Raw genomic sequence first — 26468 nt, 5'->3', positions numbered from 1 at the left:
GCCGTGACCGGGTCCGCTGAGCGGCGGTCAGAGCACCCGCTGCACCCAGCCGTGCCGGTCCTCGGCCCGGCCGCGCTGGATGTCGACGAGCTGCTGCCGCAGCGCCATGGTGGTCCGCCCCGGCTCGCCGCCGCCGATCAGGAACTCGCCGTCCGGGAAGCGCACCCCGCCGATCGGGTTGATCACCGCTGCGGTGCCGCAGGCGAAGACCTCACGCAGCCGTCCGCTCGCCGCGTCGGCCTGCCAGTCGGCGAAGCTGACCGGCCGCTCCTGCACCTGGAGCCCCGACTCGGCGGCCAGGGTGAGGATCGCGTCCCGGGTGATGCCGGGCAGGATCGTGCCGGTCAGCGGCGGGGTGACCAGCGTGTCGTCGTCGTAGACGAAGAAGACGTTCATGCCGCCCAGCTCGTCGACGAAGCGCCGCTCCACCGCGTCCAGGAAGACCACCTGGTCGCAACCGGCCTCGATCGCCTCGGCCTGGGCGGCCAGCGAGGCGGCGTAGTTGCCGCCGCACTTGGCCGCGCCGGTGCCGCCGGGCGCGGCCCGGGTGTAGTCCGGGGAGACCCAGAGCGTCACCGGCTTGATCCCACCGGCGAAGTACGCCCCGGCGGGCGAGGCGATGACGCAGTAGAGGTACTCGTTGGCGGGCCGGACGCCGAGGAAGACCTCGCTGGCGAACATGAACGGCCGCAGGTAGAGGCTGGCGTCCTCGTGCTCGGGGATCCAGTCCCGGTCGATCTCGACCAGCCGGCGCAGCGAGTCGACGAACGTCTCCGGCGGCAGCTCCGGCATCGCCAGCCGCTTCGCCGAGGCGACGAAGCGGGCCGCGTTGGCCTCCGGCCGGAACATGGTCACCGACCCGTCCCCGGTCCGGTACGCCTTCAGCCCCTCGAAGATCTCCTGCGCGTAGTGCAGGACCGCGGCGGCCGGATCCATCGGGATCGGCGCGCGGGCCTCCACCCGGGCGTCGTACCAGCCCTTGCCCTCGGCGTACCGGATCGTCACCATGTGGTCGGTGAACACCCGACCGAAGCCGGGGTTCGCCAGCAGGGCGGCCCGATCGGCGGCGGATACCGGCGCGGTATTCGGACGGGTCTCGAAATCGAGCTTGTCACCACCGCTCATCGCGCTGACCTCCCTGCGGGTCCACGGCATGCGGGATCGCACGCCGACGTCACTGGTGCCAGAAACTTACCCCGAACGGTCGTTCAGCGGATAGCTCCGCCCCACCGGATCGAGACCACCGAATGGCACCGTGGCCGGTCGGCGGCGCGGTCCCGGCGAGACGGGTCCGGCGGCCCGTCACCCGGGCCGCAGGAGGACCCGGGTCAGGCTACGGCGTGCGCGGCGAGCCGGTCGCCGACCTCGTCGGTGCGCAGCGCGGCCCCCGGCGTACGGCCGGCCAGCTCGGCGGCGACCGCGGCGGTGACCCGGGCGGCGGCGTCGGCGTGCCCGAGCTGGTCCAGCAGCAGCGCGGCGGAGAGCACCGCGGCGACCGGGTCGGCGACGCCCCGGCCCGCGATGTCCGGCGCGGAGCCGTGCACCGGCTCGAACATCGACGGGTATCGCCCCTCCGGGTTGATGCAGCCGCTCGCGGCCAGCCCGATCCCCCCGGTCACCGCAGCGGCGATGTCGGTGAGGATGTCGCCGAAGAGGTTGTCGGTGACCACCACGTCGTAACGCTGGGGGTTGGTCACCAGGAACATCGCGGCGGCGTCGACGTGCTGGTACTCGGTGGCGATGTCGGGGTGTTCGGCGGCGACCGCCTCGAAGGCGCGGGCCCAGAGCGAGCCGGCGTGGGTGAGCACGTTGGTCTTGTGCACCAGGGTCACCTTGCGCCGCTCGCGCCGGGCGGCCCGGGCGAAGGCGTCGCGGATCACCCGCTCCACGCCGTGCCGGGTGTTCAGGCTCTCCTCGGTGGCCACCTCGGCGGGGGTGTCGCGGTGCAGCGAGCCGCCGGCCCCGGCGTACAGGCCCTCGGTGCCCTCGCGGACCACGACCAGGTCGACCTCGCCCGGCTTGACCGCGGCCAGCGGCCCGGCCACCCCGGGCCAGAGCCGCGACGGGCGCAGGTTGACGTACTGGTCGAAGGCGAAGCGGAGCTTGAGCAGCAGGCCACGCTCCAGCACCCCCGGCGGCACCGTCGGGTCGCCGACCGCGCCGAGCAGGATGGCGTCGTGCCCGGCCAGCTCGTCGAGGACGGAGTCGGGCAGCACCTCGCCGGTGCGGTGGTAGCGGGCGGCGCCGAGGTCGTACTCGGTGGCCTCCACCCCGGGCAGCACGGCGTCGATGACCTTACGGGCCTGCGCGACCACCTCGGGTCCGATGCCGTCCCCGGCCACCACCGCGATGCGTGCCACCTGGCGCTCCTCACCTCGTCGTTCTGCGCAACGGTACGTCGCCGTCCCGGCTCCCGGTACGCGTCTTCCAGATTGCGGGACGGTGGAACACTCAGCATCCTCCCAGCCGACATTCATGGGGTGGTCAACTCCGCCCCCTAGGGTCGGGGGGAGCGGGTCGACAGCGGGCCCGGGACGGCTCCGCCGCGACGCGGCGGCGGCGCCAGCGAGGGAGCGGGTGCCATGCCGATCGACGAGCAGCGCAGGGTGCGTTGGAGCGACGAGCAGCCCCGCACCCGGTGGGTCGACCAGTCCGCCTTCCTCAGCCGCCGCCCCGACCTGCGCCTCGGCGGTCGCAGTCACAAGCTGGACCGGGCCGGCGGCGCGGCCGCCGACCGGATCAGCGTGCAGCACACCGTGCGCACCTCCACCGCCGAGTACACGCTGCTGCTCAACGCGCCCGAGTGGCTGGGCCGGCGCGGGGTCGGCGAGGCGCTGCGGGACGCGGTCGCCGAGCTGCGCGCCGTCGACCTCACCTACGGACCGAACCGGCCGGACAGCCTGGTGTCGAAGCTGCGGCGGGGCGAGATCGGCGCCGGGTCCTACCCACCGCTGGCCGACCTGGTGGACCGCTGCGCCGCCATGCGGGCGGCCACCGACGGCTGGTTCGACGCCTGGGCGGTGCCGGGCGGCTTCGACCCGGGCGGCCTGCTCGGCGGCTGGGCGGTGGAACGGGCCGCGGCCCGGCTGCGCGCCGCCGGTGTGCACGACTACGCCGTGCTCTGCGGCGCCGACCTGACGGTCCGGGGACACGCCGCGCACGGCGGCCCCTGGCGGGTCGCGGTGCACCACCCGACCGACGCCCGCCGGGCGCCGCTGGTGCTGGAGATGACGGCCGGCGCGGTGGGCACCTCGGGGGTGACCGGGCGGCGCGGGCACGTGGTCGACCCGCACACCGGCGAACCCGCCGACCAGCTCGTCGCCGCGACCGTGGTGGGGCCGGACCTGGCGGTCGCCGACGCCTACGCCACCGCGCTGTACGCGGCCGGGCCGGCCGGGCTCGCCTGGTTCCGCAACGACTCGGACTACCGCGCGCTCTTCGCGCACCGCCGGCGCTGACGGCGGCGCTCGGCAACCCGGGACCGGACCGCGATCGGCCCCCACGGTCTCGGCAACGACCGTGGGGGCCGGTCAGCGACGAGTGCGCGTGGCTCGCGCAATCGAGGGGTGCGGGCCGGTGGGCCGGGACGGCGACCACGCCACCCGAAGACGGGCCGGAGTCACAACTCAGCCAGTGACCGCACGGGTACGCTAGCGAATCGACGCAACTCGACGCAAGAGTCTCCACAGCGGACCGGACGGGCGCCTCCTGCGGCGACCAGCCGGTCCAGCTGCGGCGGGGCAAGGGTGACGCCGCCGGCCGGGGATGGCACGCTGTCCGCCGTGAGTTTCGATCTGAGCGTGTGGGCCCTGCCGTCCGGGGCCACGCCCGACGACGTACGGGCAGCGGTACGGCGGTGCCGCGAGGGGCGGCACGGCGACCAGTACCCCGACCCGCGGGTGGTCGGCTTCTACCGGGCGATCACCGCCGCGTACCCGGATCGCCCGGCCGGGCCGGGCACCCCGTGGGAGGTGGCCCCGCTGCACGCGGCCAGTGACCACGTGGAGCTGAATCTCTTCGCCACCTGCGAGGACCAGGTCCTGCTCGACATCGAGCGGCTGGCCGGCGAGCACGACCTGATGCTCTTCGACGCGCAGGACGGCTCGGTCTACCCGCCGCCCGCGCGGGTCAACTCCTGAACACGTACGACGAGGGGCCCGGCCGTACCGGCCGGGCCCCCGATCAGTCCTGTCCGGACTACTCGTCGCGCAGGTCGGCGGCGCTGGCCGAGACCGCGCCGATCGAGTCGGCCGCCGAGCTGAGCAGGTCCGCGCCGAGCGCCTGGTCGACGGTGAGCGTCATCAGCGTCTCGCCACCGGCCTCCCGACGGGCGACCTGCATGGCGGCGATGTTCACGCCCGCCTCGCCGAGCAGCGTGCCGACGGTGCCGACCACGCCCGGCCGGTCGACGTAGCGCAGGAAGACCAGGATCCCCTCCGCGCCGATCTCCACGTCGAAGCCGTCCACCTCGGTCAGCTTGATGACGTCCCGGGCACCGGTGTGGGTGACCGTGCCGGAGACGCTGACCGTGCGGCCGTCCGGCAGGGCGCCCCGCACGGTGACCAGGTTCGGGTGGTCGATCGTCTCGGCCGGGGAGGCCAGCGCCACCTCGACGCCCCGCTCGGCGGCCAGGTGCGGCGCGTTGACGTAGGTGACCTGCTCCTCGACCACCGAGCTGAACAGCCCCTTGGTGGCGGCGAGCTTGAGCACCGAGACGTCGTGGTTGACGATCTCGCCGCGCACCTCGACGGTGACGCTCGCGGCGACCCCACCGGCCACCGCGGTGAAGGCCCGGCCCAGCTTCTCGGCCAGCGGCAGCAGCGGCCGGACGTCCTCGGCGACCACGCCGCCGGCCTGCACGTTCACCGCGTCCGGCACGAACTCGCCCTGCAGCGCCAGCTTGACGCTCTTGGCCACGGCCAGGCCGGCCTTGTCCTGCGCCTCGTGGGTGGAGGCGCCCAGGTGCGGGGTGGCCACCACGTTGTCGAAGGCGAACAGCGGAGACGAGGTGCACGGCTCCTTGGCGTACACGTCGACGCCGGCGCCGGCGACCCGGCCCTCGGCGATCGCGTCGGCCAGCGCCTGCTCGTCGACCAGGCCGCCCCGGGCGGCGTTGACGATCCGGACGCCCGGCTTGACGATCGCCAGCTCCTTCTCGCCGATCAGGCCCACGGTCTCCGGCGTCTTGGGCAGGTGGATCGAGATGAAGTCGGCCTCGCGCAGCAGCTCCTCCAGCCCGACCAGGCGCACGCCGAGCTGGGCGGCGCGGGCCGGCTGGATGTACGGGTCGTACGCGATCAGCCGGGTGCCGAAGGCGGCGATGCGAGACGCGAAGAGCACGCCGATGCGGCCGAGGCCGACCACGCCCACGGTCTTGCCCTGCAGCTCCACGCCGGTGTACTTCGACCGCTTCCACTCCCCCGCCTTCAGCGCGGCGCTGGCGCTCGCGGTGTTGCGGGCGACGGCCAGCAGCAGCGCGACGGCCTGCTCGGCGGCGGAGACGATGTTGGAGGTGGGGGCGTTGACGACCATGACGCCCCGCGCGGTGGCGGCCGGCACCTCGACGTTGTCGAGACCGACGCCGGCCCGGGCGACCACCTTCAGGCGCGGCGCGGCGGCGATCGCCTCGGCGTCGATCTGGGTGGCGCTGCGCACGATCACCGCGTCGGCCTCGGAGAGCGCGGACAGCAGGGCCGGACGGTCGGTGCCGTCGACGTGACGCACGTCGAAGTCGTGCGCGAGCACCTCGATGGCGGCGGGAGCGAGTTCTTCGGCGATCAGTACGACAGGATTCATCGGTCCTCGTAGACGCTCGTGTGCGGTCGGCGTGGGGCGCCGGGACGCCGCGCTGCGCCCTGCGCTGATCCGTGCCATGGCCGTCAGGTGCCGATCGGAGCACCTATAGGGGATCGTAGGGGCCGGTTCGGCCGGTGTGTCCCGGACCCTGGGGTGAGGGCCCTCACACGCCGTGGTCACCGGCGTGACATCCGACGTTCACGGGCGCGGCCGGCCGGGTCCACGCCGGCCCGGGCGCGGGTGTTCGGCCCCGGACCGGCCGAGGCGTCGGTCACCCGGTCCCACGACGTGGACGGCGGAGCCGGCGGCGGACAGCTGCGCGGCCCACGACCCGAGCCGGGGAGAGCGTCGGGTCGCGGGCCGCGGGGCCCCCGTGCGGGAAGGCTGGTCAGGCGGTCTCGGTGATCGGCCGGTCCACCCAGCTCATCATGGCGCGCAGCTTCTGCCCGGTCTCCTCGATCGGGTGCGCCGCGCCCTCGGCCCGCCACTTGGCGAAGTTCGGCCGGCCGGCCTCGTCCTCGGCCACCCACTCACGGGCGAACTCGCCGGACTGGATCTCGCCGAGGATCTTGCGCATCTCCTCCTTGACCCGGGAGTCGATGACCCGGGGGCCGCGGGAGAGGTCGCCGTACTCGGCGGTGTCGGAGATGCTGTAGCGCATCCGGGCGATGCCGCCCTCGTACATCAGGTCGACGATCAGCTTCAGCTCGTGCAGGCACTCGAAGTAGGCCACCTCGGGGGCGTAGCCGGCCTCGGTGAGCACCTCGAACCCGGTCTGCACCAGCGCCGCGGCGCCACCGCAGAGCACCGCCTGCTCGCCGAAGAGGTCGGTCTCGGTCTCCTCGGTGAAGGTGGTCTTGATCGCGCCGGCCCGGGTACCGCCGATCGCCTTGGCGTACGCCAGCGCCAGCGCGAAGGCGTTGCCGGTGGCGTCCTGCTCGACGGCGACCAGGCAGGGCACGCCCTTGCCGTCGACGTACTGGCGGCGGACCAGGTGACCGGGGCCCTTCGGGGCCACCATCGCCACGTCCACGTCGGCCGGGGGCTTGATCAGGTCGTACCGGATGTTGAAGCCGTGGCCGAAGAAGAGCGCCTTGCCGGCCGCCAGGTTCGGCGCGATCGCGTCGGCGTAGAGGCCCCGCTGGGCGGTGTCCGGCGCCAGGATCATGATCACGTCGGCCTCGGCCGCCGCCTCGGCCGGCGTGAGCACCCGCAGGCCCTGCTCCTCGGCCTTCGGCCGGCTCTTCGAGCCCGCCGGCAGGCCGATCACCACGTCGACACCCGAGTCGCGCAGCGACAGCGCGTGGGCGTGCCCCTGGCTGCCGTACCCGATCACGGCGACCTTGCGGCCCTGGATCAGGCCCAGGTCGGCGTCGTCGTCGTAGTACACCTCAACGCTCATTGACTTCCCTTTCGGTACGGCGGTGCCCGGCGGCCCGTCGTGAATCTCCTGCGGTACGGGTCCGGACGGCGCGGCGGCGCGTCGCCCGGCTGGGGTTCAGGCGGCGCGCAGCGCCGGACCGGCGGTGATGGAGCGCGAGCCGCGCCCGATCGCCACCGTGCCGGACTGGACCATCTCCTTGATGCCGAACGGCTCCAGGTCGCGCAGCAGCGCGTCGAGCTTGTCCGGCGTGCCGGTGGCCTCGATGGTCAGCGTGTCCGGGGCGACGTCGACCACCCGGGCGCGGAACAGGTTCACCGTCTCCAGCACCTGCCCCCGGGCGTTGCGGTCGGCCCGGACCTTGACCAGCAGCAGCTCCCGGGCCACCGAGACCTGCGGGTCCAGCTCCACGATCTTCAGCACGTTGACCAGCTTGTTGAGCTGCTTGGTGACCTGCTCCAACGGGGACGACTCGGCGTTGACCACGATGGTGATCCGGGAGACGTCCGGGTTCTCGGTCTCGCCCACGGCGAGGCTGTCGATGTTGAAGCCGCGCCGGGAGAAGAGCCCGGAGACCCGGGCCAGCACACCCGGCTTGTTCTCCACCAGCACGCTCAGCGTGTGCATCGTCATATTTAGATCTCGTCCTCGTCGAAGTCGGGGCGGACGCCCCGGGCGAACATGATCTCGTCGTTGCTGGTGCCGGCGGCGACCATCGGCCAGACCATGGCGTCCTTGCCGACCACGAAGTCGATCACCACGGGGGCGTCGTCGATCGCCATCGCCGCCTCGATGACCTTGTCCACGTCGGCGGCGTTCTCGCAGCGCAGCCCCACGCAGCCGAGCGCCTCGGCGAGCTTGACGAAGTCCGGGATGCGGTGCTTGTGGGTGCCCAGCTCGGTGTTGGAGTAGCGCTCCCCGTAGAACAGGGTCTGCCACTGCCGGACCATGCCCAGGTTGCCGTTGTTGATCACGGCGACCTTGATCGGGATGCCCTCCAGCGCGCAGGTGGCCAGCTCCTGGTTGGTCATCTGGAAGCAGCCGTCGCCGTCCACCGCCCAGACCGTGGTGTCCGGCTTGCCGACCTTCGCGCCCATCGCCGCCGGGACGGCGTACCCCATGGTGCCGAGGCCACCGGAGTTGAGCCAGGTGTACGGCTTCTCGTACGAGATGAACTGGCTGGCCCACATCTGGTGCTGGCCGACGCCCGCCACGTAGACCGAGTCCGGGCCGGCGATCTCGCCCAGCCGCTTGATCACGTACTGCGGGGAGAGGGTGCCGTCGGCCGGCTCCTCGTAGCCCAGCGGGTAGCGGTTGCGCAGGTCGTCGAGCTGGGTCCACCAGTCGCCGAGGTCGGTGGCCGGCCGGGCCGCCCGCTCGGTGGTGACGGCGGCGATCAGCTCGTCGATCACGTGCTTGGCGTCGCCGACGATCGGCACGTCGGCGTGGCGGTTCTTGCCGATCTCGGCCGGGTCGATGTCGGCGTGCACGACGGTGGCGTCCGGCGCGAACGAGTCCAGCCGGCCGGTGACCCGGTCGTCGAAGCGGGCCCCGAGCGCCACGATCAGGTCGGACTTCTGCAGGCCGTAGACCGCCGCGACGGTGCCGTGCATGCCGGGCATGCCCAGGTGCTGCCGGTGCGAGTCGGGGAACGCGCCGAGCGCCATCAGGGTGGTGACCACCGGGATCCCGGTCAGCTCGGCCAGCTTGCGCAGCCCCTCGGTGGCGCCGGCCTTGAGCACGCCGCCACCGACGTAGAGCACCGGGCGGCGGGCGGTGGTCAGCAGCCGGGCCGCCTCACGGATCTGCTTGCCGTGCGGGTGCAGGGTCGGCCGGTAGCCGGGCAGGTCGAGGGTGGGCGGCCAGGCGAAGCTGGTCGGCGCCTGCAGGACGTCCTTCGGGATGTCCACCAGCACCGGGCCGGGACGGCCGGTCGAGGCCAGGTGGAACGCCTCGGCGAGGACCTGCGGGATCTCCTCGGCGGTCTGCACCAGGAAGTTGTGCTTGGTGATCGGCAGGGTGATGCCCTGGATGTCCGCCTCCTGGAAGGCGTCCGTGCCGATCGACGGGCGGGCGACCTGGCCGGTGATCGCCACCAGCGGCACCGAGTCCATGTAGGCGTCGGCGATCGGGGTGACCAGGTTGGTCGCGCCCGGGCCGGAGGTCGCCATGCAGACGCCCACCTTGCCGGTGGCCTGCGCGTAACCGGTGGCCGCGTGCCCCGCGCCCTGCTCGTGACGGACCAGGATGTGCCGGACGGTGGAGTCGTAGAGCGGGTCGTACGCCGGCAGGATCGCGCCGCCCGGGATGCCGAAGACGACGTCGACGCCGAGCGCCTCGAGCGACCGCACCAGCGAGCCGGCACCGGAGATCGGCGCAGGCACGCGGTCGGTTGCGGTCCGTCCGTCCGCGCCGGCCTGTGCCACCCGTTCCCGTACCGCCGGGGCGGCCGGGGCGGAGCCGGTGCGGGGGGTGGGGGCGTGGTCGGTGTCGCCCGCCGGCTCGGTGGCCGGACGGGATCGCCGGGCGGAGTGGGCGAGGGTCTCGGGCGTGGGTCTCGTCATGGCGGTTCAGGCCTTCGGCTGGAGTGGAATTCTCGGTCTTGGGACGCGGGGCGCGTCCCGGCGATGGTCCGACGGCAACAAAAAAGCCCACGTGCAGGATGCACGGGGCCAGCGCACTCTCGACGGGGAGAGTGCGCTCAGGTAAGTACTCGCAGCGACCGGTTCGACGACATGTGGCTAAGCCTGACGCATCTCACGCGATGAGTCAACTGATCCCACATTCTGGTTCACGGACGTGGGCGTGTCGGCCCCGGAAGCCCCCTCCACGGCCGGCTTCACCTGCGCGGATCCCTCTTCCGGGGGACGCTGGGCGGGCACCTGGCGGGGCGGATTCGACCGCAGCCGCGGCAGCAACGGCGACGGCCCGGTCCGCACCGGACGCGGCGGCGGGGCGGGCGCCGGCGTGGCCGGCCGCGCCCCCGGCGAGGTGGCCGCCTCCAGCATCGCCTCCAGGTGCTCGGCGGGCACCCCCCAGCCGAAGAGCGCGCCCTGGCCGAACCGGCAGCCGGCGGCGACCACCGCCGCCAGTTCGGTGGGGCTGGTGACGCCCTCGGCGATCACCTCCAGCCCGAAGTGGTGCCCGAGGCGCAGCACGATGTCGACCATCGGGGCGAACGCCGGGCCGTCCCGACCGACCGGCCGGACCGGCTCGTGCTCGGCGACCAGGCCGTGGTCGATCTTCAGGATGTCGACCGGCAGCCGGCGCAGCTGACCCAGCGAGGAGTAGCCCGCGCCGAAGTCGTCCAGCGCGATCCGCACCCCGGTCAGCCGCAACGCGGTGAGCCGGCGGATCAACTCGTCCAGGTCGGTGGCGACGGCCTGCTCGGTGACCTCCAGCACCAGCCGCTGCGGCGGTACGTGGTGGGCGCGCAACGCCTCGGCGACCTGCACCACGTACTCCGGGGCGTGCAGCTCCCGGGGCGAGACGTTCACCGACACCCAGACGTCGTGCCCGTCGGCGAGCCAGCGGGAGAGCTGATAGCAGGCCTGGTGCAGCACCCAGGCACCCAGCTTGGCGATCATCCCGCACTCCTCGGCCAGCGGGATGAACTCGTCCGGGCGGACGTTGCCCAGCTCGGGGTGGTGCCAGCGGAGCAGCGCCTCGGCCCCCACCGGACGCACCGACGGCAGCGACGCCACCGGCTGGAACACCAGCCGCAGCTCGTCGCGCTCGATCGCCCCGCGCAGCTCGTGCTCCAGCAGGGTGCGCCGGCTCAGCAGCTGGTCGTAGGTGGCGTCGTAGCGCTCGATCCGGTTCTTGCCCCGCTGCTTGGCGTAGCGCAGCGCCAGGTCGGCGTTGCGCAGCAGCAGCTCGACGTCGGTCTGCCCGCCGCCGGCGGCCACCCCGATGCTGACCGAGAGGAAGACCGGCCCGTCCGGCTCCTCGTAGGGGCGGCCCAGCACCCCGAGCAGCCGCTCGGCGACCGGCTCCGGGTCGGCGGCCCCGTGCATCAGCACCGCGAACTCGTCGCCGCCGAGGCGGGCGGCCAGGTCGCCGGGGCGCAGGTTGCCGCGCAGCCGCCGGCCCACCTCGGCCAGCACCGCGTCCCCGACGTCGTGCCCGCGCATGTCGTTGACGTTCTTGAAGCCGTCCAGGTCGAGGCCGAGCAGCACGCAGGGCACGCCCTGTTCCGCGCAGCGGTGCAGGGCGCGCAGCAGCCCCCGCCGGTTGGCCAGCCCGGTGAGCGGGTCGGTGTGCGCCAGCTCGCGGAAGTGCGCCTCCCGCTCGGCCAGCCGGCTCGCGTACCCGCGGACGTCGTTGAGGGCCAGGTACTGCCGGGCGACCAGGGCGAAGCCCTCGACGCTGCCGGCCACGATGCCGTACGCGTCGAACCGGCCCCCCTGGGCGAGGTGGTACATCGCCGAGGCGGCCATCGCGAACATCGGCGCGAAGGCGTACTCGCCGTCGCGGCTGATCAGGTCGACGTCGACCCGGCCGGGCCGGTCCACCCGGTGCACGGCCAGGGCGACGGCCAGCAGGCCCGCGGCGAGCACCACCGTGCCGGCGACCGCCATGCCGGGACCGGCCTGGCAGAGCCCGGCGGCGAGCCCCAGGCCACCACCGGTCACCCCGGTCAGCCCGGTGCCGAGCAGGACGATCCGGGCCCGCGCGGACGCGGCCCGGAGCACCATCATCACGGTGAGCCCGGCGGCGAGGGCCGCGGTGGCGGTGGCCAGCACGATGGGTACGCAGGCGACCGGCGTCGCGGCGCCGAGCAGGCGGGTCGGCTCGGAGCAGACGACCCAGCCCACGAACCACAGCGCGCTGGCGATGACCAGGGCGTCGAGCAGCAGCCGGGCCGCCGCCGCCCGGGTGGTCGCCGCGCCGAGCAGCCGCAGCAGGGCGACGCTCACCGCCCCGCCGCTGAGCGTGGTGCCGACCGCCACCAGGGTCGCCCACCAGGTGCGTTGCCCCTGCTGGTGCGTCCAGTGGTCACCGGCGGCCAGCCCGCCCGCCAGGCCGAGCAGCAGGCTCAGCAGCGCCGCGCCACCGGCGGCGGCGAGCAGCGCGTACGCCTGGCGGTGCGGCCCGGGGCGGCGGGCCGAGGCGACCAGCAGCGCGGTGGCCGTGGCGGCGACGAGCCCGCTCAGTGCCGCGACGGCGACCATGCCCGGGGGGAAGTGCACGGCATCAACTGTGCCGGATGCCTGCCGGCCGTAGGGCACCGGGTGTGCATCTGTTGGGACACGGACCGCGTGGCGGGCGGTGGGCGAGCCGGCAGTGCCACACTGGTTCTCATGCCTGAGCTGCGGTCGAGGACCTCCACCCACGGTCGGACGATGGCCGGCGCCCGGGCCCTCTGGCGGGCCACCGGGATGACCGACGACGACTTCGGCAAGCCGATCGTCGCCATCGCGAACAGTTTCACCCAGTTCGTGCCCGGCCACGTACACCTCAAGGATCTCGGCGGCCTGGTCGCCGACGCGGTGGCCGAGGCCGGCGGGGTGGGGCGCGAGTTCAACACCATCGCGGTGGACGACGGCATCGCCATGGGCCACGGCGGGATGCTCTACTCGCTGCCCAGCCGGGAGCTGATCGCCGACGCGGTGGAATACATGGTCAACGCGCACTGCGCGGACGCCCTGGTCTGCATCTCCAACTGCGACAAGATCACCCCCGGCATGCTGCTGGCCGCGCTGCGGCTCAACATCCCGACCGTCTTCGTCTCCGGCGGCCCGATGGAGGCCGGTAAGACGGTCGCGATCGAGGGGATCGTGCACTCCAAGATCGACCTGATCGACGCCATGATCGCCTCGTCCAACGAGGCCGTCACCGACGAGCAGCTCGGCGAGATCGAGCGCTCCGCCTGCCCGACCTGCGGCTCCTGCTCCGGCATGTTCACCGCCAACTCGATGAACTGCCTGACCGAGGCGATCGGCCTGGCGCTGCCCGGCAACGGGTCGACGCTGGCCACCCACGCCGCGCGCCGCGCGCTCTTCGTCGAGGCCGGCCGCACCGCCGTCGAGATCGCCAAGCGGTGGTACGACCACGACGACGCCTCGGTGCTGCCCCGCGCGGTCGCCGGCCGGGCCGCGTTCGAGAACGCCGTCGCCCTGGACGTGGCGATGGGCGGTTCGACCAACACGATCCTGCACCTGCTCGCCGCCGCCCGCGAGGCGGAACTCGACTTCGACGTCGCCGACATCGACGCCATCTCCCGCCGGGTGCCCTGCCTGGCCAAGGTCGCCCCGAACTCGCCGCAGTACCACATGGAGGACGTGCACCGGGCCGGCGGCATCCCGGCCATCCTCGGCGAGCTGGACCGCGCCGGCCTGCTGCACCGGGACGTGCACGCGGTCCACTCCCCCGACCTGACGCGCTGGCTGGCCGACTGGGACGTGCGCGGCGGCAGCCCGACACCCGAGGCGGTCGAGCTGTTCCACGCCGCCCCGGGCGGGGTGCGCACCACCGAGCCGTTCTCCACCACCAACCGCTGGTCGTCGCTGGACACCGACGCGGCCGGCGGCTGCATCCGCGACCGCGAGCACGCGTACAGCGCGGACGGCGGGCTGGCCATCCTGCACGGCAACCTCGCCCCGGACGGCTGCGTGGTGAAGACCGCCGGGGTGCCCGAGGAGTGCCTGACCTTCCGGGGGCCCGCCAAGGTCTACGAGTCGCAGGACGACGCGGTGGCTGCGATCCTGGCCAAGGAGGTCGTCGCCGGGGACGTGGTGGTGATCCGCTACGAGGGCCCCAAGGGCGGCCCCGGCATGCAGGAGATGCTCTACCCCACCTCGTTCCTCAAGGGCCGGGGACTGGGCCGCTCCTGCGCGCTGCTCACCGACGGCCGCTTCTCCGGTGGCACCTCCGGGCTCTCCATCGGGCACGTCTCCCCGGAGGCCGCCTCCGGCGGACTGATCGCGCTGGTGCGCGAGGGCGACGAGATCGTCATCGACATCCCGGGCCGGTCCATCGAGCTGAACGTCCCGGCCGACGAGCTGACCGCGCGCCGCGTCGAGGAGGAGAAGCGGGACCGCCCGTACACCCCGGCGAACCGGCAGCGACCGGTGTCGGCGGCGCTGCGCGCGTACGCCTCGATGGCCACCTCGGCCAGCGACGGCGCGTACCGGCGGGTGCCGGAGTAACCCTCGGCGGTGGGACCGGCGACGGCCGGTCCCACCGGCCTAGCGGGTGAGCAGGTTGACCGCCACCCCGATCGGGATCGAGGCGGCCAGCCCGGCGACCAGCCACCAGAACTGCTCCCGGCGGCCCCGGCGCTGCGCCTCGTCCAGCACCTGCCGCAGGTCCGAGGCGTCGCCGTCCCCGTCGGCCGGCATCAGGGACATCATCTGCCGCTGCCGCACGACCTGCCGGATCCGGCTGGTCGCCGACACCATCAGCCGGTACCGCCGGGGCTCCCGCCGCTCGGCCGCCGCCGGCACCCCGCCGAAGCTGCCGTCGTGGTGGCGGACGGGATCAGCCGTCCGGTGGGGTTGGGCGCGGGCACGGAGGAACCGGTAGGGGAAGATCGGCCGGCTGTCCCACCACAGGTCGCCACCGAGGGCGAGCAGCGTCAGGCTGGCGACGATCGACGCCTTCGCCCAGGTGTCCGGGACGACGAAGCCGACCGCCCCGACCGGGATCGCGGCCAGGATGCACGCCTTGGCCGCCGCCCTGCGATTGGTCACTGCCATGCCTGTCATTGCAGCCGACGTCGGCCACCGATTCGCCGCACCCGTCGGGTGGCCGACAGTTCACCTCCGGCGCAGGTGCGGATCCCGGACAGCGGGTGGCTGTCCGGGATCCGTGGGGTGAGCTATTCGGCGCGCAGGTTGTCCAGGTCGTGGGTGCCGGGGCTGACCCAGATCAGCACGCCCCGTACGTCGGCGAGGGCCGCCGCGTCGCAGGACATCTGGTTGAGCAGATCCACCTCGACCGTGGTGGTGGTGCCCTGACCGACCCAGCCGAAGGTCGACTGGCACCAGGCGAACCCGGAACCGGTCTGCAGGGCGATCGCCGTCGACGTGCCGGCGGCCGGCGACGTGCGCAGGTCGTACTTCAGCGTCGCCTTGGCCGACAGGTCGACCGGGGCCGGCAGGGTCACCCCGAACCAGCCGCCGCCGGTGGCGGCCACCTCCAGGCCGTGCGTGCCCTCGGTGGCGAAGGAGGCGGTCTGCGCGACCGAGCCGGCGTCGGTCTGCCAGCTCCCCGGCGCCCAGCCCTCCACCCCGGTCTCCCAGGAGGCGAGCCGGATCGGGTCCCTCGGCGCGGGCTTGACGGTGACCGTGAGGTCGGCGACGTTCGACACCCGGCCGGCGGCGTCCCGGACCGTGTAGTGGCCGGTCGCCTTGCCCTGGAACCCGTCGGCCGGGGTGAAGACGACCGCCCCGCCTGCCGACAGCGCGAACGCGCCTCCGGCGACGGTGGCGACCCGCTGCTGGCCGTACGCCGACGGGTCGAGGTCGACGGTGGACGGTCGGACCTGTCCCGCGTACGCGATGTCGTTGCTCGTCGGGGTGAGGGTGACCGGCGTGCCGGCCTGGGTGGTCGCGGTGTCGTGGTCGGCGACCGGTGGGCGCGGGCGGCGGTCGCCGCGGATGGCGTCCGCCGCGTTGCCGAGGGTGGTGCAGACCGGGCTCGGGCAGTAGACGGTGTAGCCGTCGTAGTCCGGGTAGAGGCTGCCGTCGTCCTGGGTCCCGGAGAGGATCCAGTAGAGGAAGCCGTCGCCGCCGCTGCGGATCACCGCGTCGGTCCACCGCCGGTAGACCGGGTTGCGGGTGGCCTTGTCGGCCCAGCCGAACTCGCCGAGCAGGACCGGCTTGCCGATCGCCTCGGCCTCCCGGCTGTGCCGCTCGATCCAGGTCACGCCCCAGTCGGCGGTCCGGTCCCAGTGGTCCGGGTAGAGGTGGTAGCCCATCAGGTCCACCGCCGGCAGCGACGCCAGCGCGACCGTGTCGACGCCTTCGCCGCAGTTGACGGTCCAGTCGGTCGCCGCCCGGTCGTCGCAGAAGAAGCCCTCGTCGCCGACGCCGACCAGGTGCCGCCGGTCGACCGCCTTGACGTGCCGGCTCATCTCGTCGGCCCAGGTGGTCAGCGTGCTGGTCGAGCAGGTCGGTGAGGTCGGGTAGACGCCGGAGCCCTTGCAGCGCGGCTCGTTCGCCAGCTCCCAGGCCATGACCGTCGGGTCGTCCTTGTACGCGACGCCGGTGAGCGGATTGACCCGGTCGAGCACGTGCGAGACCCAGTCCCGGTACCAGCCCCGGATCACCGGGTCGGTGTAGAAGTCGTCGTGGTACGTCCCGCCGCGCCAGCGGACGTACTGGTCCATCCCGCCGAAGTCACGCCAGTTGTTGGTCAGCGGCACGACCACCTTGATCCCGGCGCGCCGGGCGGCGTAGAGCACGTAGTCGAGGCGCTGCAACCCGTCCGGCCCGTCGTTGTACGCCGGCTTCGTGCCGTCCCAGTACTGGAGGTACACCCCGTCGGACTTGCCGGAGACCGAGTTGCTGTCGTCGGCGTTGCCGATGTCCAGGAAGCCCCAGTGCCGCAGCACGGTGAACCCGGCCGCCTTCGCGTCGGCGAAGACGTCGTCGACCATCGGCCGGGACTTGTACTCCAGGTAGTAGTTGTTCGTGCCGGCGAACCGGAACGGCCGGCCGTCCAGGAAGAGCCGGTCGCCCTTGCGGACCACGAACCCGCCGTCGTGCCGGCTGCCCGCCACGGCCGGGGTTGCCGCCCCGGCCGTCGCGAGCAGCCCGGCCAGGGCCAGCAGGGCGCCGGCCAGCCTTCGCCTCATCGGCTTCCTCTCGGGTGAGGGGTGCGGGGCCCCGCCGGGGCGGGGCCCCGCCGTCAGATGTCGTTGACGCAGCGCAGCACCGGGCGGGCGGTGAGCGCCGCCGGGTCGAGCGGGGCGTCGGCGCGCACGGTGAACGTCGTCGACTCGCCCGGCAGCAGGGTGACCAGGGCCTGGTCGACCTGCGCGGACCCGTCCAGCCGGTCGGGGAAGAGGGCCAGGTCGCGCAGCACCGTCCGGGCGGTCACCCGGACCAGCTGGCCGCCGTCGACCGGCTCGACCGTGGCGTCCAGCTCGGCCGCCGGCCACTCGATCTCCCGGTCCTCGGCGAAGAACCAGAGCGCCCGCTCGGCGCTGTCGCCGGCCTCGGCGACCAGCAGCTCACGCCGGGCCTCGTCCGGCCGTACCAGCTCCGCCGGCAGCGCCAGCACCACCGAGGAGTACGCCGGGACGTCGAGGTCGACCGAGGTCTTCGCCCTCGGCTCCCCGGCCAGGTCGATCCGGGTGACCGTGGCGGGCGCGTGCCACGCCTCGGCGGTCTCGTTCACCGCCACCAGGGCCAGCCCGCCGTCGCGCGGCTGCACGGTGAGCAGACGGTCGGCGTACGCGCGGCGCAGCGCGTGCCAGAGCGGCTTGCGTCGGCCGTCGCCGTCGACCGCCGCCCACGAGGTGACCGGCCAGCAGTCGTTGAGCTGCCAGACGATGGTGCCCATGCAGACCGGCCGGTACGAGCGGAAGTGCTCGACCCCGAGCTGGATGGCCCGGGCCTGGTTGAGCTGGGTGAGGTAGTGCCAGTCGTCGAAGTCGGCCGGCACCGGCAGGTGCGCGTCGAGGCCGCGCTGGAGCTTCAGGTCGCCGTCGATGGCCTTCTGGTGGTGGGCCATGCCCGGCGAGTCGGGCGCGAGCCGCTCGTCGGAGATGGACCGGCGCAGCGTCGCGTACGCCGGGGGCGCCTGGTAGCCGAACTCGGCCACGAAGCGGGGCACGTACTCCCGGTACTTGGTGTAGTCGTCGTCGTTCCAGACGTCCCAGATGTGCATGGTGCCGTGCGCCGGGTCGTTGGGGTGGATCTCCTCGGTCCCCGACCACGGGCTGCCCGGCCAGTACGGGCGGGTCGGGTCCAGCTCGCCGACGATCGCCGGCAGCAGGTCCAGGTAGTAGCCCCGGCCCCAGCTGCGGCCGGCGAGCGGCTCCTGCCAGTCCCAGTCGTGCCAGCCCCAGATGTTCTCGTTGTTGCCGGTCCAGAGCACCAGCGACGGGTGCGCGGCGAGCCGGGTGACCTGCTCGCGCGCCTCCGCCTCGATCTCGGAGCGGAACGGCTCCTCCTCCGGGTACGCGGCGCAGGCGAAGAGGAAGTCCTGCTGCACCAGCAGGCCGCGCTCGTCGGCCAGCTCGTAGAAGTCGGCCGACTCGTACCGGCCGCCGCCCCAGATCCGCAGCAGGTTGATGTTCGCGCCGAGGGCCTGGTCGAAGCGGTGCGCCAGGCGCTCGCGGGTGACCCGGGTCGGGAAGGCGTCGTCGGGGATCCAGTTGACGCCCTTGACGAAGACCGGCACGTCGTTGACGTGCAGCACGAACGGGGTGCCGTGCGCGTCGGGGGTGGTGTCGAGGCGTACCGAGCGGAAGCCGATCCGCCGGGTCCAGGCGTCCAGCTCCCGGCCGTCGGCGGCGCGCAGGGTCACGTCGAGGTCGTAGCGCGGCTGCGCGCCGTACCCGACGGGCCACCACCGCTCGGGGTCGCGGACGGTGAGGGTCGCGACCCCGGTGCGCTCCCCCGCCGGAACGGTGACCTCGGCCGTCGCGTCGGCGACCGTGGCGTGCACGGTGACCGGCTCGTCGGCGGCGCGCTCCAGCTCGACGTGCAGCTCCACCCGGCCGGTGTCGCCCTCGACGGTGACCAGCGGCCGGACCGACGCCAGCCGGGCGACCGACCAGCCGTGCAGCCCGATCTCCTGCCAGATGCCGGCGGTGACCACCGTCGGTCCCCAGTCCCAGCCGAAGTTGCAGGCCGTCTTGCGGATGAAGTTGAACGGCTCCGGGTACGCGTTGGGCCGGTCACCGAGCCGGTCGCGGTGCGCCTCGGCGTACCGGTACGGCGAGTCGAAGCGGACGGTGAGCGTGTTCGCGCCCGGCCGCAGCAGCGCGCCGACGTCGAAGCGGTAGCCGCGGTGCTGGTTCTCGGTGCGGCCCACCTCGGTGCCGTTGAGGCTGACCGTGGCGACGGTGTCCAGGCCGGCGCAGACCAGGTCGACCCGCTCGTCGTCGCCCGGCTGCCAGGCGAAGGTGGTCTCGTAGACCCAGTCGGTGCGCCCGATCCAGCCCAGCCGGTTCTCGTTGTCGTCCAGGTACGGGTCGGGGATGAGGCCGGCGGCCAGCAGGTCGGTGTGCACGACGCCGGGCACGGTGGCCGGTACCGCCCGGTCGGCGATCTCCGGCGGCACCTGGGGGCCGGGTACGGCCCGCAGCACCCAACCCTCGTGCAGCGCAAGACGACTCACGACTTCACCGCGCCTTCCATGATTCCGCGGACGATCTGACGTCCACCGATGAAGAGCATCACCAGCAGCGGGACGGTCGCGATGAACGCGCCGGCCAGCACCCGCCGGTAGATCACGTAGTTGCCGCTGGCCAGGTCCGAGACGGCCACCATCGAGGTGGGGAAGTCGGTGCCGCTCAGCGTGATCAGCGGCCACTGGAAGTCGTTCCAGGTGGCCACGAAGGTGAGCAGGCCGAGCACCGCCAGGGCGGGACGGATCGCCGGCAGCACGATGTTGGCGTACACCCGCATCGTGCTGGCGCCGTCCATCCGGGCCGACTCGACCAGCTCGTCCGGGACGGTGTTGACGATGAACTGCCGCATGTAGAACACGCCGAACGCGGTGACCAGGCCGGGGGCGATGACCGCCAGCAAAGTGCCGTTCCAGCCGAGCTTGCCCATCACGATGTAGAGCGCGACGATGCCGAGCTGGTTCGGCACGGTCAGGGTGAGCACCACGAAGAGCATCAGCGCGTTGCTGCCCTTGAACCGCAGCTTGGCGAAGGCGAACCCGGCCAGCGAGCAGAAGAACAGCACCGAGGCGGTCACCACGGTGGAGACGATGACGCTGTTGACCAGGGAGGCCGCGAAGTAGACGTCCTGGAGGGAGAAGACCTCGTTGACGTTGGCCATGAACCGGTCGCCGGGGATGATCGCCGGCGGCAGCTTGGCCAGCGCCTGGTCGTCGCTGGTGGCGATGACGAACATCCAGTACAGCGGGAACGCCGCGAAGAGGAGGGTCACCGCGAGGGACAGGTAGGTCCAGATCCCGGCCGGGGTGTCCTGCGGGGCCCGGGCCATCGCCCGGGGCTTGCGCCGCTGCGGCGCGGCGACGGTGCGCGGGGGCGCGACGGCGGTCATTTGCGACCTCCGGAGAGTCGGTTGGTCACCAGGTAGTTGATGCCGGCGACGATCAGGATGATCAGGAACAGGGCCCAGGACATCGCGGCGGCGTAGCCGAGGTTGAGGTCCTTCCAGCCGACCTTGTAGATCAGCATGGCGATGGTCTGCCATTCGCCGTCCGGTCCGCCGGTGGCGGCCTGGGCGTTCGGGTCGAAGAGCATCGGCTCGGTGAAGAGCTGGAGGCCACCGATGGTGGAGAGGATGACCGTGAAGACCACCACCGGCTGGATCATCGGCACGGTGATCCGCCAGAGCTGCTTCCACGGGCCGGCGCCGTCGATCGCCGACGCCTCGTAGACGTCGCGCGGGATGGACTGCATGGCGGCCAGGTAGAGCAGGGCGTTGTAGCCGATCCACTTCCAGTTGACCATCGTGGCGACGGCGATCCAGGAGTGCAGCTTGTCGGCGCGCCAGTCGATCGGGTCGTCCGCGCCGCCGATGCCGAAGAGGCCGAGCACCCAGTTGGCCATGCCGAAGTCGCGGGAGAAGAAGACGCTGAACACCATCGTCGAGGCGACGATCGGCGTCACGTACGGCAGCAGCACGCCCACCCGCCACCAGGTCTGCGCCTGGAGCTTGCGGTTGAGCAGCGAGGCGACCACCAGCGCGAGCAGCAGCTGGGGCACCGAGGAGAGCAGGAAGATGCCGAAGGTGTTGAACAGCGCGTTCCAGAAGTCGTCGTCGCCGAGCAGCTTGCTGAAGTTCTCCGCGCCCGCCCAGTACGGCAGGGTCGGGTCGTCGAGCCGGTAGTTGCGCAGCGAGACGACCGCGTTGAACAGCAGCGGGAAGAGGCCGAAGACGATGAAGAGCAGGAAGAACGGCGCGATCATCAGGTACGGCATGTAGCGCATGTCGAACCGGTACAGCCGGTTGCGCCAGTTGAGTCGCCGGTCGCCCCCGGAGCGGCCGCGCTCCGGCGCGGCTCGGTGGCTCGACGGCGCGGGTGCGGCACGGGTGGTGGACATCGGATCACTCCAGGGCCGAGGTGGTGAGGTCAGGCGGTGACGGAGCGGGCGGCGGCCCGCTCCGTCACCGGTGGTGCGGGGTACGTCAGGACTTGGCGACCTTCTCGGCCTCCTTGACCGCCTCACCCCAGGCGGCGTCCGGCTTCAGGCTCTTGTTCTGCACCCGGGTGATGACGTTCTCCACCGCGACCCGGGTCGGGCCGTTCTTCTTGCCGAGGTACTGCGGGGTCAGACCCTGGGCCATCTTCGGGAAGATCTGCCCGACCGGGGCGTTGTTGAAGAACGGGTTCTTGAAGTCGGCGATCGCCGGGTCGGCGTAGAGCGCCGGCTGCGAGGGCAGGTTGCCGACCTTCTTGAAGATCTCGATCTGCTGCTCCGGCTGGACCAGCCACTCCAGCAGCTTGTACGCCTCGTCGACGTGCTTGCCCTGCTTCGGGATGGTCAGGAACGAGCCACCCCAGTTGCCGCCGCCACCGGGCACCGCGGCGATGTCCCACTTGCCCTCGGTCTTCGGCGCGGTGTCCTTGATGTGGCCGAGCATCCACGCCGGGCAGGCGAGCACGGCGAAGGAGCCGCTGGTGAAGCCCTTGTCCCAGTCGGCCTGGAAGCTGGCCAGGTTGGCCGAGAGGCCGGCCTGGATGCCCTTGATGGTGTAGTCGAAGGCCACCTTCGGGCCGCCGTCCATCTGGAGCTGGTCCTGGTCGTTGTAGAAGCCGACCTGCTGCTGCCCGAGGATCGGGTTGAACAGGTTGGTGCCGGAGTCGATGAACTTCTTCTTGGTCTTGCCGGTGTACTGCTGGCCGACCTCGATGAACTTGTCCCAGGTGGGCCAGAGGGCGGAGACCTGGTCCCGCTCGGTGGGCAGCCCGGCCGCCTTGAACAGGTCGGTCCGGTAGCACATGGCGAGGCCGCCGACGTCGGTGCCGAGGCCGATCTGGGTCTTGCCGTCGGCCGACAGCGACTGCTTCCACTTCCAGGGCAGGTACTTGCTCTCGTACGAGCCGGCGCCCTTGTCGAGCAGGTTGACGAACTTGTCGGACTGGCTGCGGAACTGGACCATGAAGCCCTCGTCGATCGCCGCGATGTCCGGCGCGCCGTTGCCGGCGACGAGCTTCTTCTGCAGGTCCTCGTGCTGGGCGTTGTACTCGCCCGAGTTGAGCTGGATCTTGACGTTCGGGTGGGCGGCCTCGTACTTGGTCTTGAGGTCCGTCAGGCCGAAGTCGCCCCAGAAATTGATCTTCAAGGTGACCTGACCGTCGGCCGCGTCCGAGCCGCCGCCGGTGGTGCTCTTGCCGCTGCACGCCGCGACCATGACCAGGCTGACGGCACCCACCGCCGCCGCCCGGGCCCAGTGCGTCCAGGACCGTCTCATGTCATCCTCCGCGCCAAATGGGAACGCTCCCGCAATCGAGAGACGTTGACTGAACCGGATAAGTGAGCACACCGTACGGGTGACCCACGACACTGTCAACGGCCGGTTAACGCCGAGGCCGTCCCGTAACCGTTCCGATGCCGTGGGAGCGCGACCATGCGTGGTGAAGCGCTCTCCGAAGCAGAATCGTGAGCGTTAGGGGTGGCGCTCACGGGTGGGGTTGGCCGTACGCTTAACCGCACAAGTGGCGGACTGTACGGTTCAGTCCCCCGGGTCCCGCCGCGCCGACCGGCCGCGGGACCCCTTGCAGTAGCGTGATCAGCCGCCGGCAACCCCGGCGGCGCAGGACTGCCCCGAGGGGCCGGACAAGTGGAGGAGCACGCCGGTGAAGCGGCCGACCATCGCCGATGTCGCCCGGCGGGCCGGGGTCTCCAAGGGCGCGGTGTCGTACGCGCTGAACGGGCAGCCCGGTGTGTCCGAGACGACCCGCCAGCGGATCCTGGCCATCGCCGCGGAGATCGGGTTCAGCCCGAGCAGCGCCGCCCGGGCGCTCTCCGGCGCCACCGCCAAGGCGGTCGGCCTGGCCCTGTGCCGGCCCGCCCGGATACTGGGCATCGAGCCGTTCTTCATGGAGCTGATCAGCGGCGTCGAGGCCGAACTGTCCGCCCGCTCGTACGCGCTGACGCTCCAGGTGGTGGCCGACCAGGACGCCGAGATCGCGGTCTACCGCCGATGGTGGGCCGAGCGTCGGGTGGACGGCGTCTTCCTCTGCGACCTGCGCACCGACGACCAGCGGGTGCCCGCGCTGGAGGAGCTGCAACTGCCGGCCGTGGTGATCGGCGGACCGGGCCACACCGGCACGCTGGCCAGCGTCTGGTCGGACGACGCGGCGGCCCTGGTCGAGACCGTGGAGTACCTGGTCGCGCTCGGCCACCGGCGGATCGCCCGGGTCGGCGGCCTGCCGTCGCTGCTGCACACCGAGATCCGCACCGACGCGTTCACCGACGTGTGCCGCCGGCTCGGGCTGGAGGAGGCCACCACCGTCTGGTCCGACTACACCGGCGAGGAGGGCGCCCGGTCCACCCGCCGGCTGCTCAGCTCGGCCAACCGGCCCACCGCGGTCATCTACGACAACGACGTGATGGCGATCGCCGGGCTGTCGGTCGCCCAGGAGATGGGGCTCGCCGTCCCCGGCGACCTGTCCATCGTGGCCTGGGACGACTCGCCGCTCTGCCAGCTGGTGCACCCGCCGCTGACCGCGCTGGGCCGGGACATCCCGGCGTACGGCGCGCACGCCGCGCGACAGTTGCTCGCGGTGATCGCCGGGGAGCCGGTGAGCGGGTTGCAGGACGAGACCGCCCATCTCACCCCGCGCGGCAGCACCGCACCGCCCCGGGGTCGCTGAACCGGTTCAGCAGATTGACTGAACGACCAGTTCACCGCGGGGTGGACGGGAACTCCTCGAACCAGGCCTCGACCCGTTCGGCGGTGGCCGGGCGGGCCAGCGCGAAGCCCTGCCCGTAACGGCAGCCGGCCCGGCGGGCCCCGGCCACCTGGGCGGCCGACTCCAGCCCCTCCACCACCACCTCCAGGCCGAGCCGGTCACCCAGGTTCGCCACCACGTCGATCAACGGGCGCTGCCCGTCCGGCGCCGGGTCGACCAGGTGCGGGCCCACCTTGAGCAGGTCGATCGGCAGCCGCCGGAGCTGCGCCAGCGACGCCTGCTCGGCGCGGAAGTCGTCCAGCGCGGTGCGCACGCCCAGGGAGCGCAGCCCGGCGAACCGGGCCACCACCGTGGGCAGGTCGGCGGCGACCACCGGCTCGGACACCTCCACCACCAGGCGCTCCGGCGGCACCTCGTACGCGGTCAGCGCGGTCGCCGTACGGGCCACGAAGTCGGGCGCGGCCAGCTCGCGCGGGGTCACGTTGACCGCCATCCACAGCTCCCGGCCGCCCTCGGACCAGGCGGCGAGCTGCCGGCAGGCCCGGTCCAGCACCCAGCGCCCGACCTCGCCGAGCAGGTCCAGGTCGGCCGCGACGGGGAGCAACTCCTTCGGCAGCACGGTGCCGAGCACCGGGCTGCGCCAGCGCAGCAGCGCCTCGGTGCCCACCGGCAGCCGGTCGGCCAGCGCCAGCACCGGCTGGTAGACCAGGTCCAGCTCGCCCCGGGCCACCGCGCCGGGCAGCTCCCGTTCCAGGTCGAGCCGGCGGACCAGCTGCTCCTCCAGGTACGCGTCGTACCACTCCACCCGGTCCCCGCCGAGCTGCACCGCCCGCCGCCGGGCCAGCTCGGCCTGGCGCAACACATCCTCCGGGTCGCCGCCGACGGTCTCGGCCAACCCGATCGCCACCCGCAGCCGGGCCGCCCCGTCCGGCCCCGGGTACGGCTCGGCCAGCGCGGCCAGCAGCCGGGTGCCCAGGGCGTACGCGAGCACCGGCCCGACCCCGGTGAGGACGGCGAACTCGGTCCCGGTCAGCCGGACCACCAGGTCGTCCGGGCCGTGGCCGGCGCGCAGCCGCCGGGCGGCCTCGACCAGCACCCGCTCGGCCACCCCGGTGCCGTCGTCGAGGCCGAGCAGGTCGATCACGAGCAGCGCCCCACCCGCCCGGCCGACCAGTCGGCGCAACAGCTCGGGCCGGTCGGCCAGGCCGGCCGACGCGTCGGCGGGGGGCGGCGACGCGGCCGAACCCGGCGGGGCGGCGGCCCGGGTGAGGGCGCGCAGCCGGGCCTCGTGCGCGGCCAGCCGGGCCGCCCGACGCCGCTGGTCGGCGGCGGCGAGCACCTCCCGCAGCACCATCGGTGGAATGACCGCCAGCCCGAGCGCCATCGCCGGGGCGGTGAACTCGCCCACCGTCCACAGGTGCAGGCCGGCCGCGCAGGCGGCGATCCCGGCCGGGGCGGTGAGCCCCGGCCAGGCCGCGCCGGTGGATGCGGACGGCCCCGGGCCGGGGCGCTCGCCACCGGCGGCCCGGCGCGCGCCGGCGGCGGTGAGCAACGCGCCCAGCAGCAGCGGCGGGGCCACCGCCAGGGTGGCCCGGTCCGGCGCGGGGTAGGCGAGCAGCACCACCAGGAGCACCAGTCCGACCAGGGTGGCCGCCGCGCCGGCCAGGCAGCGCGCCGCGCCGGGGCGGCGTCGCCGGTCGGCCAGCGCGCCCACCAGCAGCAGCGCCAGGCCGACCGCGCCGCCCACCGTGGCCAGTCGGGCGGCCGGCGGCACCGGGCCGGGTGGCAGCAGCACCGCGCCGGCGAAGAGCAGGCTGACGCCGAGCCCGAGCGCGTCCACGGTGCGGCGCAGCCGGGCCGCGCCGGAGAGCCGGGACCGGCCGGGCAGGCGGAGCAGGGCCAGCGCGTACAGCGCAGTGCTGAGGAGCAGGCCGGCGAGCGCGACGGGGAGCCGCTGGGCCGCCGGGAGCAGTGGCAGCACGGCGACGGTGAGGCCGGCGGCCAGGACGGCCGCGTCGAGGATCGCGGCCACCCGGCGGGAGAGCACGGCCCGGCGGGCCCGCCGGCCGTCCGGGGCCGGGGTGCCGGCGAGCCAGGCGAGCCGGACGCAGGCCAGCGCGCAGCCGGCGGCGACGGCGAGGGCCACCGCGGCGCGGGCCGGGACCAGGCCGGTGGCCCCGGCGAGCAGGAACAGCGCGCCGGCCAGCGACACGAGCGGAACGGCCAGCGGCGGTCGGCGACGCTGGTCGCCGGAGGGGTGGAGGACGGGCAC

At 73.2% G+C, this 26468-nt stretch carries 18 protein-coding genes; 4 read left to right on the top strand and 14 right to left on the bottom strand.

The genetic code is table 11. The features are described 5' to 3' along the window. Window positions 1-27: 27 nt before the first annotated feature. The gene (locus GA0070611_RS29190; RefSeq protein WP_091671545.1) at window positions 28-1125 is read right to left on the bottom strand and encodes a branched-chain amino acid aminotransferase; all 1098 of its coding nucleotides are present in this window, start codon (window positions 1123-1125) and stop codon (window positions 28-30) included. Window positions 1126-1328: 203 nt separating this feature from the next. After that, window positions 1329-2360: a 3-isopropylmalate dehydrogenase gene (locus GA0070611_RS29185; RefSeq protein WP_091671543.1), complete on the bottom strand. Its 1032-nt coding sequence runs from the start codon at window positions 2358-2360 to the stop codon at window positions 1329-1331. A 222-nt stretch (window positions 2361-2582) separates the two neighbouring features. Here GA0070611_RS29185 and GA0070611_RS29180 point away from each other — a divergent pair, with 222 nt between their 5' ends. Beyond that, complete coding sequence (locus tag GA0070611_RS29180) at window positions 2583-3458, top strand: FAD:protein FMN transferase (protein WP_091671540.1); 876 nt, start codon at window positions 2583-2585, stop codon at window positions 3456-3458. Between the two features lie 324 nt (window positions 3459-3782). Further along, entirely contained in the window at window positions 3783-4139 is a 357-nt protein-coding gene (locus GA0070611_RS29175; protein ID WP_197675819.1) for a hypothetical protein, read from the top strand. A 58-nt stretch (window positions 4140-4197) separates the two neighbouring features. Here the strand turns inward: GA0070611_RS29175 and serA are convergent, their stop codons facing one another. The 5 genes from serA to GA0070611_RS29150 form a co-directional block, all read right to left on the bottom strand. After that, on the bottom strand, window positions 4198-5796 hold the full coding sequence (gene serA, locus GA0070611_RS29170; RefSeq protein ID WP_091671535.1) for a phosphoglycerate dehydrogenase: 1599 nt from the start codon (window positions 5794-5796) through the stop codon (window positions 4198-4200). Window positions 5797-6184: 388 nt separating this feature from the next. After that, a complete protein-coding gene (gene ilvC / locus GA0070611_RS29165; RefSeq protein WP_091671532.1) occupies window positions 6185-7198 on the bottom strand; it encodes a ketol-acid reductoisomerase in 1014 nt (337 codons plus the stop codon). A gap of 96 nt (window positions 7199-7294) precedes the next feature. Continuing rightward, window positions 7295-7810 carry an acetolactate synthase small subunit gene (gene ilvN, locus GA0070611_RS29160; protein ID WP_073832451.1) on the bottom strand — a complete coding sequence of 172 codons (516 nt, stop codon included), beginning with the start codon at window positions 7808-7810 and terminating at the stop codon, window positions 7295-7297. A 2-nt stretch (window positions 7811-7812) separates the two neighbouring features. Further along, window positions 7813-9741 carry an acetolactate synthase large subunit gene (locus GA0070611_RS29155; protein WP_091671530.1) on the bottom strand — a complete coding sequence of 643 codons (1929 nt, stop codon included), beginning with the start codon at window positions 9739-9741 and terminating at the stop codon, window positions 7813-7815. A 177-nt stretch (window positions 9742-9918) separates the two neighbouring features. Then, window positions 9919-12351 carry a putative bifunctional diguanylate cyclase/phosphodiesterase gene (locus GA0070611_RS29150; protein WP_407940460.1) on the bottom strand — a complete coding sequence of 811 codons (2433 nt, stop codon included), beginning with the start codon at window positions 12349-12351 and terminating at the stop codon, window positions 9919-9921. A 129-nt stretch (window positions 12352-12480) separates the two neighbouring features. On the opposite strand from GA0070611_RS29150, the gene ilvD reads away from it, so the two are divergent. Continuing rightward, complete coding sequence (gene ilvD / locus GA0070611_RS29145; protein ID WP_091671524.1) at window positions 12481-14328, top strand: dihydroxy-acid dehydratase; 1848 nt, start codon at window positions 12481-12483, stop codon at window positions 14326-14328. Window positions 14329-14367: 39 nt separating this feature from the next. Here ilvD and GA0070611_RS29140 read toward each other — a convergent pair whose 3' ends face one another. The 6 genes from GA0070611_RS29140 to GA0070611_RS29115 form a co-directional block, all read right to left on the bottom strand. Continuing rightward, a complete protein-coding gene (locus tag GA0070611_RS29140; RefSeq protein WP_157740417.1) occupies window positions 14368-14877 on the bottom strand; it encodes a hypothetical protein in 510 nt (169 codons plus the stop codon). Between the two features lie 122 nt (window positions 14878-14999). Next, window positions 15000-16979 carry a cellulase family glycosylhydrolase gene (locus tag GA0070611_RS29135; RefSeq protein ID WP_091671519.1) on the bottom strand — a complete coding sequence of 660 codons (1980 nt, stop codon included), beginning with the start codon at window positions 16977-16979 and terminating at the stop codon, window positions 15000-15002. 53 nt (window positions 16980-17032) lie between these two features. Next, window positions 17033-19474: a glycoside hydrolase family 2 protein gene (locus GA0070611_RS29130; RefSeq protein ID WP_091671517.1), complete on the bottom strand. Its 2442-nt coding sequence runs from the start codon at window positions 19472-19474 to the stop codon at window positions 17033-17035. Further along, entirely contained in the window at window positions 19471-20313 is an 843-nt protein-coding gene (locus GA0070611_RS29125) for a carbohydrate ABC transporter permease (protein WP_091673626.1), read from the bottom strand. Before GA0070611_RS29125 ends, GA0070611_RS29130 begins: the two co-directional genes overlap by 4 nt. Before the next feature lie 56 nt (window positions 20314-20369). Next, window positions 20370-21380: a carbohydrate ABC transporter permease gene (locus GA0070611_RS29120; protein WP_091671515.1), complete on the bottom strand. Its 1011-nt coding sequence runs from the start codon at window positions 21378-21380 to the stop codon at window positions 20370-20372. Window positions 21381-21465: 85 nt separating this feature from the next. Further along, a complete protein-coding gene (locus tag GA0070611_RS29115; RefSeq protein ID WP_091671512.1) occupies window positions 21466-22752 on the bottom strand; it encodes an ABC transporter substrate-binding protein in 1287 nt (428 codons plus the stop codon). Window positions 22753-23137: 385 nt separating this feature from the next. Here GA0070611_RS29115 and GA0070611_RS29110 point away from each other — a divergent pair, with 385 nt between their 5' ends. Further along, window positions 23138-24157 (top strand): LacI family DNA-binding transcriptional regulator, encoded by a 1020-nt coding sequence (locus GA0070611_RS29110; RefSeq protein WP_091671509.1) that lies wholly within the window; start codon window positions 23138-23140, stop codon window positions 24155-24157. Between the two features lie 31 nt (window positions 24158-24188). On the opposite strand, the gene GA0070611_RS32330 is transcribed toward GA0070611_RS29110, so the two are convergent. Next, entirely contained in the window at window positions 24189-26468 is a 2280-nt protein-coding gene (locus tag GA0070611_RS32330; RefSeq protein ID WP_269456334.1) for a putative bifunctional diguanylate cyclase/phosphodiesterase, read from the bottom strand.

The sequence above is a fragment of the Micromonospora auratinigra genome (assembly GCF_900089595.1).
Taxonomy (GTDB): Bacteria; Actinomycetota; Actinomycetes; order Mycobacteriales; family Micromonosporaceae; genus Micromonospora; species Micromonospora auratinigra.
The sequence above is the reverse complement of the archived record's forward strand: the minus strand, read 5'-3'. Positions and strand labels throughout refer to the sequence as shown.